Source organism: Pseudomonas sp. FW215-R2 (assembly GCF_058789255.1).
Genome location: NZ_JBYTBO010000003.1, coordinates 283,515 through 299,869 on the forward strand (window position 1 = coordinate 283,515; position 16,355 = coordinate 299,869).

Consider the following 16,355-nt stretch of genomic DNA (forward strand, 5'->3'; position numbering starts at 1 on the left):
CACCCCCGGATGAATCCCTCCACTCAGCCTGCCGAAGGGGCCGGCACGTCAAGAGCGGTACTCGAGCTAACGCTCATTGTGTTGAGTGGTGGAAAGCCAAAGCAGAAGCGGATGTGTGCTTTTTTAAAACTTGAGTTCACCTTGGTATTTCACGTCGGCGTACCTCTCCCAAACAACTCGGTCAGTTCCCTCTCCCTCTGGGAGAGGGCTAGGGTGAGGGGGTTGGCGCCCTCCGCATCACCCCATTTTTCAGGCCGGCCAATTCAATTCGCCACTCGAACCCCCGCCAGACTCCCGCTCATCTCATAAGCCGCCAATTCCGCCTGATGCCCTGCCAGAATCTCCGGCAACGAACCACGCAGATATTCAACCCAGGTCTTGATCTTCGCATCCAGATACTGCCGCGACGGGTAGATCGCATACAGGTTCAGTTCCTGCGAGCGGTAGTTCGGCATCACCCGCACCAGCGAACCGTTGCGCAAGCCTTCAATCGCGGCATACACCGGCAATACACCGACACCCATCCCACTGGTGATCGCGGTTTTCATCGCGTCGGCGGAGTTCACCAGAAAGGGCGAGCTGTTGATGGTGACCATTTCCTGGCCTTCCGGGCCGTCGAAGGCCCATTTTTCCAAGGGGATCACCGGGCTCACCAGGCGCAGGCAGGCGTGGTTCAGCAGGTCGCTGGGTTTTTGTGCGCAGCCGTTGGCTTTCACGTAGGCCGGGGAGGCGCAGACGATGCTGTAGGTGATGCCCAGGCGTTGCGAGACGAAACCCGAATCCGGCAGTTCGCGGGCGAGGACGATGGACACGTCATAGCCTTCGTCGAGCAGGTCCGGTACGCGGTTGGCCATGGTCAGGTCGAAGGTCACGTCCGGGTGGGTCTTGCGGTAGCGGGCGATGGCGTCGATCACGAAGTGCTGGCCGATACCGGTCATGGTGTGCACTTTCAGTTGTCCGGCCGGGCGGGCGTGGGCTTCGCTGGCTTCGGCTTCGGCCTCTTCGACGTAGGCGAGGATCTGCTCGCAGCGCAGCAGGTAGCGTTTACCGGCTTCTGTGAGCGCGATGCGCCGGGTCGTGCGGTTGAGCAGGCGGGTTTGCAGATGGGCCTCAAGGTTGGAGACCGCGCGCGAGACGTTGGCGGTGGTGGTGTCGAGTTGCACGGCGGCGGCGGTGAAGCTGCCCGCTTCGGCCACACAACTGAAGGCGCGCATGTTTTGCAAAGTGTCCATGGGGTGCTCTCAAGGGAGATGGCAAATTGTGACACGAAGTTTCAGGGGCTGAGACCCCCGACCAAGGGATTATCTCGTTAACGGTAACAAAGATTCACAGGAATCCCAGCTTATCGCCGTAAGGGCGCCCCCCTAGAATTGCGCCCACCTCGAAACATCCCCCACCTCAGGAATTCGCAGCAGTGCCGCGTCGCATCAACAGAGCGCTTTTGCCGCTCAGTGTTCTGGCTTTTACGTTAGGTCTCAGCGGCTGCATCGGAACCGGAGGGATTGCCCCGCAGGGCAAGGCTCTGGAGGCCAATGAACTGGCCACCGACGAAGCCATCGCCCACGCCGCCCGTGACGCAAACTGGCCCACCGCCCAATGGTGGCAAGCCTACGGCGACCCGCAACTCAATCGCTGGATCGACCTTGCCGTGCAAGGCAGCCCGACCCTGGCCATGGCCGCCGCGCGAGTGCGTCAGGCCAGGTCGATGGCCGGCGCTGCCGAAGCCGCCGAGTCGTTGCAGATCAATGGCGAGTCGACCCTCAAGCGCCACAACTGGCCGACTGACCAGTTCTACGGTCCCGGTGAGCTGGCCAACAGCACCACCTGGGACAACAACGCCGCGCTGGGTTTCAGTTACGCCCTCGACCTCTGGGGCCGTGAAAGCAACAGCACCGAGCGGGCCGTCGATCTGGCGCACATGAGCGCTGCCGAGGCGCGGCAGGCGCAGCTCGAGTTGCAGAACAACATCGTGCGCGCCTACATCGAACTCTCGCTGCATTACGCCCAGCGCGACATCGTCGCGGCGACGCTCAAGCAGCAACAGCAGATTCTCGAGCTGGCGCAGAAACGCCTGAACGGTGGGATCGGCACGCACTTCGAAGTCAGCCAGGCCGAAACGCCGCTGCCGGAAACCCATCGGCAACTGGATGCGCTGGACGAAGAAATCGCCCTGAGCCGCAACCAGATCGCTGCACTGGCCGGCAAAGGCCCAGGCGCCGGCGCGCAATTGCAGCGTCCGACCCTGTCCCTCGGCGCGGCGCTGAAACTGCCGTCGGCATTGCCCGCCGAATTGCTCGGTCAGCGTCCGGACGTGGTCGCCAGTCGCTGGCAAGTGGCGGCGCAGGCGCGCGGGATCGATGTCGCGCATGCCGGGTTCTACCCCAACGTCGATCTGGTCGGCAGCCTCGGCTACATGGCCACCGGTGGCGGGGCGCTGGAGTTCCTGACCGGCAAGAAGCTCAACTACAACGTCGGGCCGGCGATTTCGCTGCCGATTTTCGACGGCGGGCGACTGCGCGCTGAACTGGGTGAAGCCTCGGCGGGTTATGACATCGCCATCGCGCATTACAACCAGACCCTGGTCAATGCGCTGAAGAACATCTCCGACCAGTTGATCCGCCGCGAGTCGATGGACAAGCAGCAGTCGTTCGCCGCCGAATCGGTGGCCACGGCGCAGAAGACCTACGACATCGCGATGATCGCCTACCAGCGCGGTCTCACCGATTACCTCAACGTGCTCAACGCCCAGACCCTGCTGTTCAAGCAGCAACAGGTTCAGCAGCAGGTGCAGGCGGCGCGGTTGAGTGCCCACGCGGAACTGGTGACGGCATTGGGCGGTGGTCTTGGCGCGGGTAAAGACGTACCGACCGCCGAGCAGACCGCCGCACCGAAAACCCCGGCCCTTCTTCAAGCCCTCGACCACTGAGCAAGATTCAATGACTCCCTTGCCCGCACCTTTGCGCTGGCTCTACTCCCTGGAATGGCGCCGGGGTTTCTTCGACTGGGCACGTAGCGACGGCGTGACCTGGGTCTACATCTTCAAGGTGTTGATTGCCGCGTTCCTGACCCTGTGGCTGGCTATGCGCCTGGAACTGCCGCAACCGCGCACGGCGATGATCACCGTGTTCATCGTCATGCAGCCGCAGAGCGGTCAGGTGTTCGCCAAGAGTTTCTATCGCTTCCTCGGCACCCTGGCCGGGTCGGCGATGATGGTCACGCTGATTTCACTGTTCGCCCAGAACACCGAACTGTTCCTCGGTTCGCTGGCGATCTGGGTCGGCATCTGCTCGGCCGGCGCCGCCCGTTGCCGCAACTTCCGCGCCTACGGTTTTGTGCTGGCCGGCTACACCGCCGCGATGGTCGGTCTGCCGGCGCTCGCCCATCCTGACGGTGCGTTCATGGCGGCGGTGTGGCGAGTGCTGGAAATCTCGCTGGGGATTCTCTGCTCGACGCTGGTCAGCGCCGCGATCCTGCCGCAAACCGCCAGCGCCGCGATGCGCAACGCCTTGTATCAGCGCTTCGGTGTGTTCGCTCTGTTCGTCACTGATGGCCTGCGCGGGCGCAGCAAACCGGAGTCGTTCGAGGCCAGTAACGTACGCTTCATCGCCGAAGCGGTGGGCCTGGAAGGGCTGCGCAGCGTGACCGTGTTCGAAGACCCGCACATGCGTCGACGCAACGGTCGGCTCAGTCGCCTGAACAGCGAGTTCATGGGCATCACCACCCGTTTCAACGCCTTGCACCAGTTGCTTGAACGCCTGCGCCGCAACGGCGCCGATCATGTGGAAGCGGCGATCAAACCGGGCCTGCAGGATCTGGCCGAAGTGCTCGACGGCTTCAGCGGCCGCGCCCTGACCAGCCCGGATGCGGCGCGCCTGGTGCTGGCGCTGACGGCGTACAAGGAAGGCTTGCCGGCGCGGGTGCGCAGCCTGCGGGCGATCTTCCAGGAGAGCGAGCCGAGCGACGCCGAGCAACTGGATTTCCACACCGCGTATGAGCTGCTCTATCGCTTCGTCGATGACCTGCACAGTTATGCACAGACCCACGCCTCGCTGGCCGATCACAGTCACGAACGTGAACGCTGGGACGAGCCGTTTACCCCGCAAACCAGTTGGTGGGCGGCGGCGGCTTCGGGGATTCGTGCCACGTTCATCCTCGTCGTACTCGGCAGTTACTGGGTCGCCACCGCGTGGCCGAGCGGTGCGACCATGACCCTGATCGCTGCCGCCACCGTGGGCTTGTCGGCGGCGACGCCGAACCCGAAACGCATGGCGTTCCAGATGGCATGCGGCACGTTCCTCGGGGCGCTGATCGGCTTCGTCGAGATGTTTTTCATCTTCCCGTGGCTCGACGGTTTTCCGCTGCTGTGCGTGATGCTCGCGCCGGTGATCGTGCTCGGTTCGTTCCTCGCGTCGCGGCCGCAATACGCCGGTGTCGGCCTCGGTCTGCTGATCTTTTTCAGCACCGGTTCGGTGCCGGACAACCTGACGATCTACAACCCCTACACCTTCATCAACGACTACATCGCCATGGTCATGGGCATGCTGGTCTGCGCGGCAGCGGGCGCGATCATTCTGCCGCCGAACAGCCGCTGGTTGTGGCGCCGCCTGGAGCAGGACCTGCGCGGGCAAGTGGTGTACGCGATCAGCGGCAAACTCAAGGGCCTGGCGTCGAGTTTCGAAAGCCGTACGCGCGATTTGATGCATCAGGCTTACGGCCTCGCGGCCGGTCAGCCGCTGGTGCAGAAAAACCTGCTGCGCTGGATGTTCGTGGTGCTGGAAGTCGGCCACGCGATTATCGAGTTGCGCAAGGAACAGGCGATCCTGCCGGTGCACCCGGCGTATGCCGAATCCCAGCCGTGGCGTCAGGCAATCCGGGTCATGGGGCGTTCGCTGGTGCGGCTGTTCCTGCAACCGAACTCGAGCAATCTGGAACGCGCACTGGTTGCGGTCGATCACGCGATCAGCCGTGTCGCCGCCACCGACGAGCCGTTCGCGCCGCACTTCGATACCTCGGCACTGCGTCGGGTGAAAAGCTACCTGCACTTCATCCGCACCTCGCTGCTCGACCCGCAATCGCCACTCGCTGCCTACGCCATCGCCAAGCCCGAAGGACTTGCCCATGCCTCGTGAAATCGCCTTCCACGGCGTGTACATGCCGACCATGACCCTGATGTTTTTTGTCGCCGCAGCACTGGCCTGGGCGCTGGACCGGTTTCTGTCGGGGTTCGATCTGTACCGCTTCTTCTGGCACCCGGCGCTGCTGCGCCTGAGCCTGTTTACCTGTCTGTTCGGCGCGATGGCGCTGACTGTTTACCGTTGAGTCTGAGAATTGTCCCGATGAAAAAGTTTTTCAGCCTGCTCGCGACCCTGCTGGTGTTGGCCCTGGCGCTGTGGATCGGCCGCACGTTGTGGGAGCACTACATGAACACCCCGTGGACCCGCGACGGTCGGGTGCGCGCCGACATCATCAACGTCGCTGCCGACGTCACCGGTGAAGTGGTCGACGTGCCAGTGCGTGACAACCAATTGGTGAAGAAGGGTGATCTGCTGATGCAGATCGACCCCGAGCACTATCGCCTGGCGGTGAAGCAGGCGCAGTCGCTGGTCGCATCGCGCAAGGCCACGTGGGAGATGCGCAGGGTCAACGCCCATCGCCGCGCTGATATGGACGCATTGGTGATCTCCAAGGAAAACCGCGACGACGCCAGCAACATCGCCGACTCGGCACTGGCCGATTACCAACAGGCCCAGGCGCAACTGGAAGCCGCCGAACTCAACCTCAAACGCACTGAAGTGCGCGCAGCGGTGGATGGCTACGTGACCAACCTCAATGTGCATCGCGGCGACTATGCGCGCATCGGCGAAGCGAAAATGGCTGTGGTCGACATGAACTCGTTCTGGGTCTACGGCTTCTTCGAAGAAACCAAGCTGCCCCACGTGCGCGTCGGTGACAAAGCCGACATGCAGCTGATGAGCGGCGAAGTCCTCAAGGGCCACGTGGAGAGCATTTCCCGCGGCATCTACGACCGTGACAACCCGGAAAGCCGCGAGCTGATCGCCGATGTGAACCCGACCTTCAACTGGGTGCGTCTGGCTCAACGGGTACCGGTGCGGATTCACATCGATGAAGTGCCGGAGGGTGTGCTGCTGGCGGCGGGGATTACCTGCACCGTGGTGGTGAAGCAGGACGCTGTCGAGTAACCCCTGTGGCGAGGGAGCATGCTCCCTCGCCGGATTGGCTCGTTGTCAGCCTTGGCAAAACGTCTCGTGCAGATGCCGCCAGATCACCCGCCCGGATTCGGTTTTTTCAAACACCACAGTCGAACGTCGATCCGTGTGCAACCCGCTCGCATCGGTCTGCTGTTCGCGGTAACTCACCGTTGCACCCCGCTCATGCAGGGCAATCCCACAAAGCTCGCGGAGCTCGATCCTGAACCCGCTCTTCTTCCCGCCCGCCATTTGAAACAGCGCACGCAACGCCTCGAAATCCAGCACGCGCCCCAACGGCGTCACCATGGAGAACCGTGGCGAAAAACGCGTCAGCAATCGTTCCAGCGCAGCCTCGTCTTCCTCCACGGCAAACCATCGTTCGATGGCCTCATGGGCCTGGATCACTTCGTCAAAGTAGTCGGTGTAGTCAGTCATGTGGATTTTTCCTGAAGGTGAGGTGAGTGCAAAAGGGCGAGCACGTTCGATGAGTCGAAACGCAGCACGGCGGCCATCGGCAACAGCGTCAGCAACGCGGCGGCGAGAAAGCAGTATTTGAAACCGTTGGCGCCCAACGCGCCCAGCAATGAACTGAGCAACGCCGCGCCGAGGCAGAAGCCGAGTTGCCGGTTGATGTTCCACAGGGCGCTGGAGTGGCCCATTTTCTCTGGCGTGATGCCGACAAATGCCAGCGTCTGCGCGGTGACGCTGCACAGACTGCCGCCCAGCCCCATCAAGGCGTAAGCGAGGATCAACGGGACGCTTGCGGGCTGGTCGATCTGCATCAGCACGACGATGCCAAGGCATTGCAACAGCATGCCGGCGATCAGCAATGGCTTGGGACCGGTCCGGTTGAAACGGCGTTTGCCAAGCATGATCGCCACGCCCGAAGCCGCCGCCCAGGACAGCATCAGCGCCCCGGTGTGTGCTGCGCCGAAACCGAGGTCATGCAGGTACAACACGGCAATCATGTTGGTGCCGGTGAAGATGCCGGGCACAAACAGGTAGATCAGCATTGCCAGGCGCAGGGACGGGTTTCTGATCAGTTGCAGATCCAGGACGGCACCCGGTTTGCCCCAGCCATCGCGCAGGTAGATCCACAGGGTCACGGCGCTGAGCAACAACACACCGCCTGCGAGGTGACGGGTTTCGGGTTCACTCGCCAGGCTGACGGCAATCAACAACAGACTCAGGGCCGACACCGCCAGCAGCAGGCCACGTACGTCCAGTGTCGGGCGTTCGCTCGTTGCCTGATCCGGTTTCAACCAGAGCAGGCCCAATCCGAAAGCGAAAAGCGCCACCGGCAGGTTCAGGTAGAAAATCCAGCGCCACGACAACGCTTCTACGATCAAACCGCCCGCCGCCGGCGACAGGGCCGGCACCATTAGCGCCACCAGCAAAACCACACCCGTGAAGTGCGCGCGCTGAGTCGCTGGAAACTCTCGATAGGCCAGCGCCTGACCGACCGGCAGCAACAATCCGCCACCCAGCCCTTGTAGCAGTCGCCAGCCGATCAGGCTTTCAATCGAACTGGCCTGAGCGATGAGCCCGGAGGCGATCCCGAACACCAGCAACGAACCGAGGATCAACCGCCGCTCGCCCATCCGTGCCGCCAGCCACACGCTCATCGGAATGATCAGCGTCAGTCCGAGCATGTAGGCGTTGGTGATCCACGCCAGTTGCGTCACCGAGGCGTGCAACTGCGCGGCGATGTCCGGGTAGGCGATGCTCGCGGCGAACATGTTCAGCAGGTCGAGGGCGAACCCCAACAGATACACCAGCGCGACTTTCGAGCGATAGGCCATGGCAGCTTCCCTGTGATGAGGCGTGCAGGGTAGGGCGCTTGTGGCGATAGAAATACGCTGGTTTGGCTGCTAGTTTGTCAAAATTATTTTGACAGTGGGCGCAGCGAATATGGTCAGCCTGGATCGATTCGATACTTTCAAAGCTGTGGTCGAGGCCGGCTCTCTGACTGCGGCCGCCGATACGCTGGGACAGACGCGGGCGGTGGTGAGCTTCAATCTCAAGCGGCTGGAAGAAGAGTTGGGCGTCACTTTGCTCACCCGCAACACCCGGCAATTGGCCCTGACCGATGCCGGCGAGCGTTTTTACCGACGCTGTCTGCGCACCCTGGACGAAGCGCGGTTGGCGATCGAGGAAGCGCGTTCGGAGCATTCACAGCTCAAGGGCACGCTCCGCATCACCACGACCGTGGAGTTCGCGCTGGCTCAGGTGGTGCCGGCGCTGGAAGTGTTTCGACAACAGCAGCCGCAACTGAATATCCACCTGTCCACGTCCTCGACCCATGCCGATCTGATCTCCGAACGGTTCGACCTGGCGATCCGCCTGGGCCGCATGCACGACTCCAATCTGCGCGCGGTGCAGTTGTCGACGTTCGAGGTGTTTGCCGTGGCGGCGCCGGGGCTGGTCGAGGGTTTTACTCCGGTAAACACCTTGGCGGTGCTGGAGTCGATGCCGACACTGGGACATGGGCGAGTGCCGGAAATGACGGTCACCGACCCGGCCGGCACCGAGCATCTCTACCAGCCGAAACCGGGAACCACAGCCATTGTTGCCGACAACTCGGCAACCCTGCGTGCCTTTGCGTTGACCGGGCAAGGCGTGGCGATTCTGCCGCAATGGTTGATTCAGGAAGACCTCGACGCCGGGCGATTACAGCGTCTGTTGCCGGATTACCGTTTCGCCCAACAAGGCGTGTACGCACTGTACCCGGACACCCGGCACCTGCCATTGAAGGTGCGGGCGTTCATTGATTTCATGAAGGGCTGGGGCTGAGATTTTGTGTTGGCCGTTCTGGCCCTTTCGCGGACAAACCCGCTCCCAAAGAGAACCTCTGCCGTTGCGAGGATTCCTGTGTAAGCGGGTCCGTCATGGAAAGCATCGACGCAATCTGTTTCGCGAGAGACCTCAGCGCCCTTGATTGCAAAGTGCAAGTGACGCTTTATTTGTAAAACTTGCTGACCACCAACAGGCCGGACTCGATGGTTTCGTCGACCGATAACTCTTCATCTTCCATGAGGGTAACAATGCGCTGGTCATTCGCGATATTCGCATCAGGTTTTTTCAGCAGCGCGGCGCGATTGATCACGATGTAGCTCATCACATCCCCACGACTTTTGGTGAACGGCTGCTCGATAGCGGTAAGCATGGTTTGCTTCACGTAGTCGTAGCGCTCTGCTGACGACAGACCTTTGAAGGTATCCGGATAGTGCTGATAGATATCGGCGGAATAACGGCCGACATCTTCTTCACGCGCTTCATCTCGCAAAGTTTTCTTGCTGGTGACCTGTGTGAGGAGTTCGCTGTAGAGCTTGTCGCCCTCAGCGATCTGTGCAGCGGTCATCTTCGCTTTCAGGTCATCGCCAGACGTGGCGTCTTCGGCCTTGGCCATGATTCTGGTCCAGGCGTAGGCGGCGCTCAGGTTGTCCTGCTGTGTGTATTGCTCGATCAATATCTGCTGGGATTCGGCATAGCCGTGCAGCGAGGATCGCTCCAGCCAGCGAGTGGCGAGTGCAGTATCTTGCTTGGCCCCGACCCTGCCGTATTTGTAGCTTTCATACATACCGTATTCCGCGCACCAGTCATTCTGCAGCGCCGCGTAAGCCATGTAGTTGAAGGCTTCGCTGTTACGTTGATCGACGGTCAGGGTTTCGTCATAACGGGCAATCATCGACAGGTAGCAAAATGCGCGCGTGTGTTTCGGGGCTGCCATGACCATGCAGGTTTTGGCGTCCTTGAACTCTCCCTCCTCGTACAACTGGTAGCCGATGCCATACACAATGTCGCTGTCTATCTGTGCGTTGCAGTGCTCGTTGGCAGTGACGGTCGGCAATACGCTTTGCAGGGTCAGTTTGGGCAGCGTGTCATTTAGAGAAGGGGCTTGAGATGCGCAGCCTGCCAGCAAAGTGAACAGTGCCAGTGGCAGTACGTTGAAGACTTTCAAAAGGTGTTTCCTGATCTGAATTGAAGCGTGTGAGCAGGGCTCGCGTCAGGCAGGTCAACAAAGCAGCGATGGCTCCGGGCGGGAACAATCGAGAGAGGGGAGATAAAAGTTCAGCAAATCCCTTGCTTGGAAGCTTGCCCCGGCGACTCCATGCGCTAGCGGGCTCACTTGAAGCGTCGGACGCTTTAAGTGCGGGGCATTCTACGTGGATCGACCGAATTGGCAATTTCACCGCTTGTAATCAAAGTTGCCCGCGCAACCCGAACCGCTTCATCAACGTCGACTCCAGCAACCCTTTCGGCAGCAAGGTCGCCAGCAATGGCAACGCCCGGCTGCCATTGCCGATGCGGATCAGTCGTGGCGGCTTGCTGTGTTGCACAGCCTTGAGCAACTCGGCGGCAAATTCGCTGGCCGGTGTGGGTTTGTCCTGGGACGCCTTGGCCCGTGCTCGAATGCCTTCGCGCAGGGGAAACCACGGCGATTGTTCGTTGATCAGTTGTTCGGCCTCATGGCCGGCATTCTTGGCGAAGCTCGATTGAATCGCCCCCGGCTGCACTTCCATCACGCGAATCCCGAATGGCGCCAGCTCCATGCGCAACGCATCACTCAGCGCGTGCACCGCCGCTTTCGACGCACAATAGGCGCCGGCAAATGGCGTGACCAGAACCCCGGAAACACTGCCGACATTCACCACCAGGCCTTTCGCCCGGCGCAGCACCGGGAACAGCGCGCGGGTCACGCCGACAATCGAAAAGACGTTGGTTTCGAACTGGCGCTGCATGGCCGGAACACCGCCGTCGAGCAGCGGGCCCATGGCGCCGTAACCGGCGTTGTTGATCAGCACGTCGAGGCCGCCATGTTGCTGGTTGATACGCTCGGCGAGTTGTTCCAGCGCTGCGTTGTCATTGACGTCGAGCTGCACGGCGGTGAATCCGGCGATGGCGAGTGCGGTGACATCTTCAGCCCTGCGCGCACTGGCCCAGACCTCAAAACCGGCCGACTTGAATGCATCGGCGAGGGCGCGGCCGATGCCGCTGGAACAACCGGTAATCAACGCAACGGGCATGGCGCATTCCTTGTGCAAAAGAGTGGAAGAGGGGATCAGTCGGAGAAACTACCCTGCAATCGCTCGGCGCGAAACTCCAGGGTTTGCGGGCGATATCCGGGACGTAGCGGCGGCATCGGCAAGCAGTCTTCCCAATTGCCGCCGGCCTGCAGTTCGCCGGGGCCGCGATAGCGTGGGGCGGCGTATTGATTGTCGGCCAGATTCACGGTGTCGCCCGGCGCGTACGCCGCAATGCGCCAGCGCAGTTCGGTCAGCGGCACGTCGTTGCCGTTGTTCATCTTCAGCTGCAACGGGCGATCCGCCGGGCACTGTTCAGGCGCATACGTGATACGCAACTCAAGCCGCGCCAGTTGCTTGATCTCGCGGTTGTCCAACCACACCACCCACATCGCCACCAGCCCGAGCCCGACAGCGGCGGCCATGGACACCGGCAAGGCCTTGGCCGGGTAGCGCAACAGCAGGATCAGCCAGGTGATGACCAGCAAGACGCCGATGAACATGTTCGAACGCTCCTTGAACTCGTGATGACCATCCTACCGAAGGGGCGCGGGAATGGACATTCGCGGATTGAGCGAAGGTGCCGTTGGTCGGGACTGTAATTTCTGACAGTAGCCGAATGGACGCTTCACCTGCTCAGATGCCCGGGGCAGAAAAAATGCCGGTCGCGCGGGGAGCGCGCTTCATGAGCTTGCACATCAATACGCCAAGGATGTCTGTGTTCGAGCCGCGCGGCTTGCCGGTTCGCACGGTCGACTATTGTCGAACCGTCGAGGGCGGCCCGGTCGATCTCCGGATTAACCGGACGCTTCACGATCCGGCAGGGAATGCGGTGAAACAGTGGGATCCGCGGCTTTGGCTGTCGCAAGCCGGCGACCCGCCGACGCCGGCCAACCTGACGCAGGTGTTTGCTTTGGACGCCACGGTCATACGTTCGGACAGCGTTGATGCCGGTACGGAAACCAGAATGATGGGGCTCGCCACGCAAACGGTGTTCAGTTGGGACAGCCGTCAGACGCAGCGCGAGATCAAGCACGACAATTTGCTGCGCCCCGTCGCGATATTCGAAGAAGGAACACGTGAGCCACGGCGTTGTGTCGAGCGCCTGACCTACGGTCATCCAGGCAGCGGGGATCAGTCGCGTAACCAGTACGGTCAGCTGATTCGTCATGACCATCCCGCCGGCAGCGTGCTGTTCAACACGTTTGCAATCAGTGGTCAGTGCACCGAGGACACCCGCCACTTCACGCTGGACCCGCTGACACCCGACTGGCCGGAGCGGGAGGCGGATCGTCAGCGGCTGTTGGAACCCGACGTCGGTGCAACATCGCAGTGGCGCTATGGTGCGCTGGGCGATGTGCTGGAACAGACGGATGCCCGAAACAACCGGCATACATTCGCACTGACCGTCGATGGCCGCTTGCGCGAGCGTCGATTGCAGTTGAGGGGGGAGCCTGAACAGAGCCTGATCAGCGATATTCACTACAACGCTTACGGCAGTATCGAGCAGGAAACCGCCGGCAACGGTGTGCAAACTACCCGCGCATACCGGCCCGAAGACGGTCGCCTGATGGTCCGTCGGGACGAAGACAATCACGGTAGAGTGCTGCAACACCTGAGTTATGAATACGACAGGATGGGCAATGTGCTGAGTATCGAAGACAAGGCATTGCCGATCCGTTACTTCGCCAACACGCGCATCGATCCGGTCAGCCGCTTTGTCTACGACAGCCTTTACCAGTTGATCATGGCGTCCGGCTGGGAAGCCGGCACTGTCAATCAGAGCCCACAATCGATGGGGCGCATCGATCCGATGGCGGTCAGCAACTATCAGCAGACTTACGAATATGATCCCGGTGGCAACCTGCGCAGGCTGACTCATGTCGGCGCACAAAGTCATGGGCGAAAACTGAAACCGGCGAGTTACAGCAACCGCGCTCTGCCCTATGACGACACACCTCCCGACGACGCTCAAATCGAAGCCGCATACGACCGCAGAGGTAACCTGTTGCAGCTGGAACCGGGGCGGCTGCTGAGCTGGAACCTGCGCAACCAACTGCAATCAGTCAGCCCGGTGCAACGCGCCTCCGGGCTCAACGACCAAGAGGTCTATCTCTACGAGTCTGGCGGTCAGCGAGTACGCAAGATCCGCTCATTACGAACCAACGCCCGCACCCTGATTGCCGATGTGCGCTATTTGCCTGGACTGGAATTGCGCACTGACAACGGTACCGGCGAACGGTTGCAGGTCATCATTGCCGACAACGCTCAAGTACAGCATTGGGAAAACCCGCCGCCTTCGGGAATCAACAATCGGTATCGATACCAACATGTCGATCACCTGGGGTCAGTCAGCCTGGAAACCGCCGATGACGGTGCGGTGATCAGCCGCGAAACGTTTCACCCTTTCGGCACCAGCGCCTGGCAGGACGGCGAATTCAGCTACAAATTCGTCCGTTACTCGGGCAAGGAGCGCGATGCCACCGGGCTCGACTACTTCGGGCTGCGTTATTACATCTCGTGGTTGCTGCGCTGGGCCAGTGCCGATCCTGCGGAGTATGCCGACGGGGTGAATCTCTTTCGAATGGTTCACAACAACCCGCTTACCTTCATCGACGACGAGGGAGCGGTTACCCGCAAGAAACTGGCCAACGGTTTATGGCAACCAGTGATCGCCACGGGGACCGCTCGTGAGATTGCTGGCGCTGTGCAAGTCGACCGGGGCAATCCGCTGCGCAGCGTTCCCGCGACAGGCAAGCCCGGCAATATCCAGAAGGCGCTGGAGGTTGGCGAACTCGGCAAGATCGAGATCAGTACTCAGTTTCTCGATCCGGCGCCTGGCCGCTATTCAAACGGCACGGTGGCTCAATTGACGCGTAAGGACGGCAAGGGCGAGTTGATCTTCAGCCTGGACCGAATCGCTTATTCGGGCACCAGCAAAGGCGAGTTCAATGCATTGAGAATTGTCGACATCGGCAAGGGCGAGATGCCCGACAAGCACAATGCAGTCTCGGGGTTCTGGGCGCCTCAGGGTGGCTATGTCGATATCCCGCTGCATCCGTCGGGAACGCAACCGGACCATGTATTTACCCCCGGTTTCAGTGGTTGCTCACTGACGGTGGATCAACTGAACGACAACGTGCTTCGTGTCCGGCATGTGGAGGGCGGAAAGGAAAATGCGCAATACAACGACCTTTCCGAAGGCCACGGGATGGGCCAGGCCGCTGCCATGGAGTATCAGGATTACGGCTATGCACCCGACGATCAGGGTCGTCAGGAAAACCTCACGACCGGTTTCGCCTTCATGAAATACGACCGCAAGCAGCAACACTGGAACATCCATTACCAGACCATTCAGGGCGCCAGCGGGATCGAGCGTTACAGCCCGGGCAGCACCGGTTTTTTCAAGAAAACCAATGCAACGGTTTCGGTTTATCCACAGACGCGCGTCAGGAAAACCATGAGCCGGGCGGTCATACCGAGCAACGGGCGAAAGACCGGTTAAAAAAAGCCCCCGCCCAACCCGTTGCGGATAGGGGACGCAGCGGGCCGGGCGGGGGCTTTTAATTACAGAGCGATCACTGCGCGATGGTTTTCACCGACACGCCGCGTTCGATCGGGGTGGAGCGACCGTAGATATCTTCAAAGCGCTCGATATCGTCTTCACCGAGGTACGAACCCGACTGCACTTCGATGATTTCCAGCGGGATCTTGCCCGGGTTGCGCAGGCGATGCACCGAGGCGATCGGGATGTAGGTCGACTGGTTTTCGCAGAGCAGGAACACGTTCTCGTCGCAGGTCACTTCGGCGGTACCGCTGACCACGATCCAGTGTTCGGCGCGGTGGTGGTGCATCTGCAGCGACAGGCATGCGCCCGGTTTGACCGAGATGTGCTTGACCTGGAAGCGCCCGCCCATGTCCACCGAGTCGTAGGAGCCCCACGGACGGTAGACCTCGCAGTGGTTCTGGGTTTCGCTGCGGCCCTGCTCGTTGAGGGTGTTGACCATCTGCTTGACGCCCTGAACCTTGTCCTTGTGGGCGATCATCATGGCGTCCTTGGTTTCGACCACCACGATGTTTTCCAGACCGATCACCGACACCAGTTTGCCGTTGCCGTGGATCATGCAGTTCTTGCTGTCCTGGATCACCACATCGCCCTTGCTGACGTTGCCGTTGGCGTCCTTCTCGTTGACTTCCCACAGCGACGACCAGCAACCGACATCGCTCCAGCCAGCGGTCAGCGGCACCACGCAGGCGCGCTGGGTCTTTTCCATCACGGAGTAGTCGATGGAGTTGTCCGGGCAGCAGGCGAAGGTGGCTTCGTCGAAGGTGATGGTGTCGGCGTCCTGCTGGCTGCGCTCGAGGGTCAGCAGGCAGGTGTCGTAGATGTCCGGATCGTGCTTTTTCAGCTCTTCGAGGAAGCGGCTGGCGCGGAACAGGAACATGCCGCTGTTCCAGTAGTAACCGCCGGATTCGACGTACTCGGTGGCGCGTTTGACGTCGGGTTTTTCCACGAAGTGCGAAACACGGCTCACGCCTTCCGGCAGCAGCGAGTCGCCGGTGGACTTGATGTAGCCGTAGCCGGTTTCCGGTTTGGTCGCCGGTACGCCGAACAGCACCATTTCGCCGTTTTCGGCGGCGACGGTGGCCAGGGCCAGCGCACGTTGCAGGGCTTTCTGGTCTTCGAGGACGTGGTCGGCCGGCAGCACCAGCATCAGTTCGTCGCGACCTTCATTGACCAGCATCATCGCGGTCAGCGCCACGGCCGGCGCGGTGTTGCGGCCGAACGGTTCCATCAGGATGCGCTGGCATTCCAGCTTGCGATTGGCCAACTGCTCGTTGACGATGAAGCGGTGATCCTTGTTGCAGACCACGATCGGGGTGTCCATGCCTTCGAACACCAGACGCTCGAGGGTTTGCTGGAACAGCGTGTGTTCGCCGGTCAGGGCGAGGAACTGCTTGGGAAACTGCTTGCGCGAAAGCGGCCAAAGACGTGAGCCGCTACCACCTGACAAGATCACCGGAATCATATTGTTTACTCCATAAAATCGATTGGGTCAGAGCCACGAACGTTGTGTCGTTTCACTCTTGTTGTTATTCCGTACCGGGCAGCGACGGCTGC

At 61.0% G+C, this 16,355-nt stretch carries 13 protein-coding genes; 6 read left to right on the forward strand and 7 right to left on the reverse strand.

What is annotated here, in order from left to right:
* Nucleotides 1-263 precede the first annotated feature (263 nt).
* Nucleotides 264-1,232, reverse strand: a complete 969-nt coding sequence (locus AC3WRD_RS06220; protein ID WP_085711718.1) for a LysR family transcriptional regulator — start codon at nucleotides 1,230-1,232, stop codon at nucleotides 264-266.
* A gap of 182 nt (nucleotides 1,233-1,414) precedes the next feature.
* On the opposite strand from AC3WRD_RS06220, the gene AC3WRD_RS06225 reads away from it, so the two are divergent.
* Genes AC3WRD_RS06225 through AC3WRD_RS06240 form a run of 4 tightly spaced genes read left to right on the forward strand, consistent with a single transcriptional unit; the run spans nucleotide 1,415 to nucleotide 6,200 of the window.
* On the forward strand, nucleotides 1,415-2,926 hold the full coding sequence (locus AC3WRD_RS06225; RefSeq protein WP_102619486.1) for an efflux transporter outer membrane subunit: 1,512 nt from the start codon (nucleotides 1,415-1,417) through the stop codon (nucleotides 2,924-2,926).
* 10 nt (nucleotides 2,927-2,936) lie between these two features.
* Nucleotides 2,937-5,129 carry an FUSC family protein gene (locus AC3WRD_RS06230; protein ID WP_102619487.1) on the forward strand — a complete coding sequence of 731 codons (2,193 nt, stop codon included), beginning with the start codon at nucleotides 2,937-2,939 and terminating at the stop codon, nucleotides 5,127-5,129.
* Nucleotides 5,119-5,319 (forward strand): DUF1656 domain-containing protein, encoded by a 201-nt coding sequence (locus tag AC3WRD_RS06235; protein ID WP_003221811.1) that lies wholly within the window; start codon nucleotides 5,119-5,121, stop codon nucleotides 5,317-5,319. The genes AC3WRD_RS06230 and AC3WRD_RS06235 overlap by 11 nt, the downstream gene beginning before the upstream one ends.
* A gap of 17 nt (nucleotides 5,320-5,336) precedes the next feature.
* Nucleotides 5,337-6,200, forward strand: a complete 864-nt coding sequence (locus tag AC3WRD_RS06240) for an efflux RND transporter periplasmic adaptor subunit (RefSeq protein WP_096819130.1) — start codon at nucleotides 5,337-5,339, stop codon at nucleotides 6,198-6,200.
* 45 nt (nucleotides 6,201-6,245) lie between these two features.
* Here AC3WRD_RS06240 and AC3WRD_RS06245 read toward each other — a convergent pair whose 3' ends face one another.
* Nucleotides 6,246-6,644: a DUF4440 domain-containing protein gene (locus AC3WRD_RS06245; protein ID WP_102619488.1), complete on the reverse strand. Its 399-nt coding sequence runs from the start codon at nucleotides 6,642-6,644 to the stop codon at nucleotides 6,246-6,248.
* Entirely contained in the window at nucleotides 6,641-8,011 is a 1,371-nt protein-coding gene (locus AC3WRD_RS06250) for an MFS transporter (RefSeq protein ID WP_102619489.1), read from the reverse strand. Before AC3WRD_RS06250 ends, AC3WRD_RS06245 begins: the two co-directional genes overlap by 4 nt.
* A gap of 109 nt (nucleotides 8,012-8,120) precedes the next feature.
* Here AC3WRD_RS06250 and AC3WRD_RS06255 point away from each other — a divergent pair, with 109 nt between their 5' ends.
* On the forward strand, nucleotides 8,121-9,002 hold the full coding sequence (locus tag AC3WRD_RS06255) for a LysR family transcriptional regulator (protein WP_102619490.1): 882 nt from the start codon (nucleotides 8,121-8,123) through the stop codon (nucleotides 9,000-9,002).
* 166 nt (nucleotides 9,003-9,168) lie between these two features.
* Here AC3WRD_RS06255 and AC3WRD_RS06260 read toward each other — a convergent pair whose 3' ends face one another.
* The 3 genes from AC3WRD_RS06260 to AC3WRD_RS06270 form a co-directional block, all read right to left on the reverse strand.
* Nucleotides 9,169-10,170: an SEL1-like repeat protein gene (locus AC3WRD_RS06260; protein ID WP_102619491.1), complete on the reverse strand. Its 1,002-nt coding sequence runs from the start codon at nucleotides 10,168-10,170 to the stop codon at nucleotides 9,169-9,171.
* 241 nt (nucleotides 10,171-10,411) lie between these two features.
* Nucleotides 10,412-11,236 (reverse strand): SDR family oxidoreductase, encoded by an 825-nt coding sequence (locus AC3WRD_RS06265; protein ID WP_102619492.1) that lies wholly within the window; start codon nucleotides 11,234-11,236, stop codon nucleotides 10,412-10,414.
* 35 nt (nucleotides 11,237-11,271) lie between these two features.
* Entirely contained in the window at nucleotides 11,272-11,736 is a 465-nt protein-coding gene (locus tag AC3WRD_RS06270) for a multidrug transporter (RefSeq protein WP_096819139.1), read from the reverse strand.
* Nucleotides 11,737-11,918: 182 nt separating this feature from the next.
* On the opposite strand from AC3WRD_RS06270, the gene AC3WRD_RS06275 reads away from it, so the two are divergent.
* Nucleotides 11,919-14,738, forward strand: a complete 2,820-nt coding sequence (locus AC3WRD_RS06275) for an RHS repeat domain-containing protein (RefSeq protein WP_256580588.1) — start codon at nucleotides 11,919-11,921, stop codon at nucleotides 14,736-14,738.
* Nucleotides 14,739-14,811: 73 nt separating this feature from the next.
* Here AC3WRD_RS06275 and AC3WRD_RS06280 read toward each other — a convergent pair whose 3' ends face one another.
* A complete protein-coding gene (locus AC3WRD_RS06280) occupies nucleotides 14,812-16,263 on the reverse strand; it encodes a mannose-1-phosphate guanylyltransferase/mannose-6-phosphate isomerase (protein ID WP_096819141.1) in 1,452 nt (483 codons plus the stop codon).
* Between the last annotated feature and the right edge of the window lie 92 nt (nucleotides 16,264-16,355).

Bases quoted from the DNA above. Each gene is read 5' to 3' on its own strand.
- AC3WRD_RS06275 (WP_256580588.1), top strand. From the start codon at position 11,919: ATGAGCTTGCACATCAATACGCCAAGGATGTCTGTGTTCGAGCCGCGC.
- AC3WRD_RS06265 (WP_102619492.1), bottom strand. From the start codon at position 11,236: ATGCCCGTTGCGTTGATTACCGGTTGTTCCAGCGGCATCGGCCGCGCC.
- AC3WRD_RS06280 (WP_096819141.1), bottom strand. From the start codon at position 16,263: ATGATTCCGGTGATCTTGTCAGGTGGTAGCGGCTCACGTCTTTGGCCG.
- AC3WRD_RS06230 (WP_102619487.1), top strand. From the start codon at position 2,937: ATGACTCCCTTGCCCGCACCTTTGCGCTGGCTCTACTCCCTGGAATGG.
- AC3WRD_RS06255 (WP_102619490.1), top strand. From the start codon at position 8,121: ATGGTCAGCCTGGATCGATTCGATACTTTCAAAGCTGTGGTCGAGGCC.
- AC3WRD_RS06240 (WP_096819130.1), top strand. From the start codon at position 5,337: ATGAAAAAGTTTTTCAGCCTGCTCGCGACCCTGCTGGTGTTGGCCCTG.
- AC3WRD_RS06270 (WP_096819139.1), bottom strand. From the start codon at position 11,736: ATGTTCATCGGCGTCTTGCTGGTCATCACCTGGCTGATCCTGCTGTTG.
- AC3WRD_RS06220 (WP_085711718.1), bottom strand. From the start codon at position 1,232: ATGGACACTTTGCAAAACATGCGCGCCTTCAGTTGTGTGGCCGAAGCG.
- AC3WRD_RS06235 (WP_003221811.1), top strand. From the start codon at position 5,119: ATGCCTCGTGAAATCGCCTTCCACGGCGTGTACATGCCGACCATGACC.
- AC3WRD_RS06250 (WP_102619489.1), bottom strand. From the start codon at position 8,011: ATGGCCTATCGCTCGAAAGTCGCGCTGGTGTATCTGTTGGGGTTCGCC.
- AC3WRD_RS06245 (WP_102619488.1), bottom strand. From the start codon at position 6,644: ATGACTGACTACACCGACTACTTTGACGAAGTGATCCAGGCCCATGAG.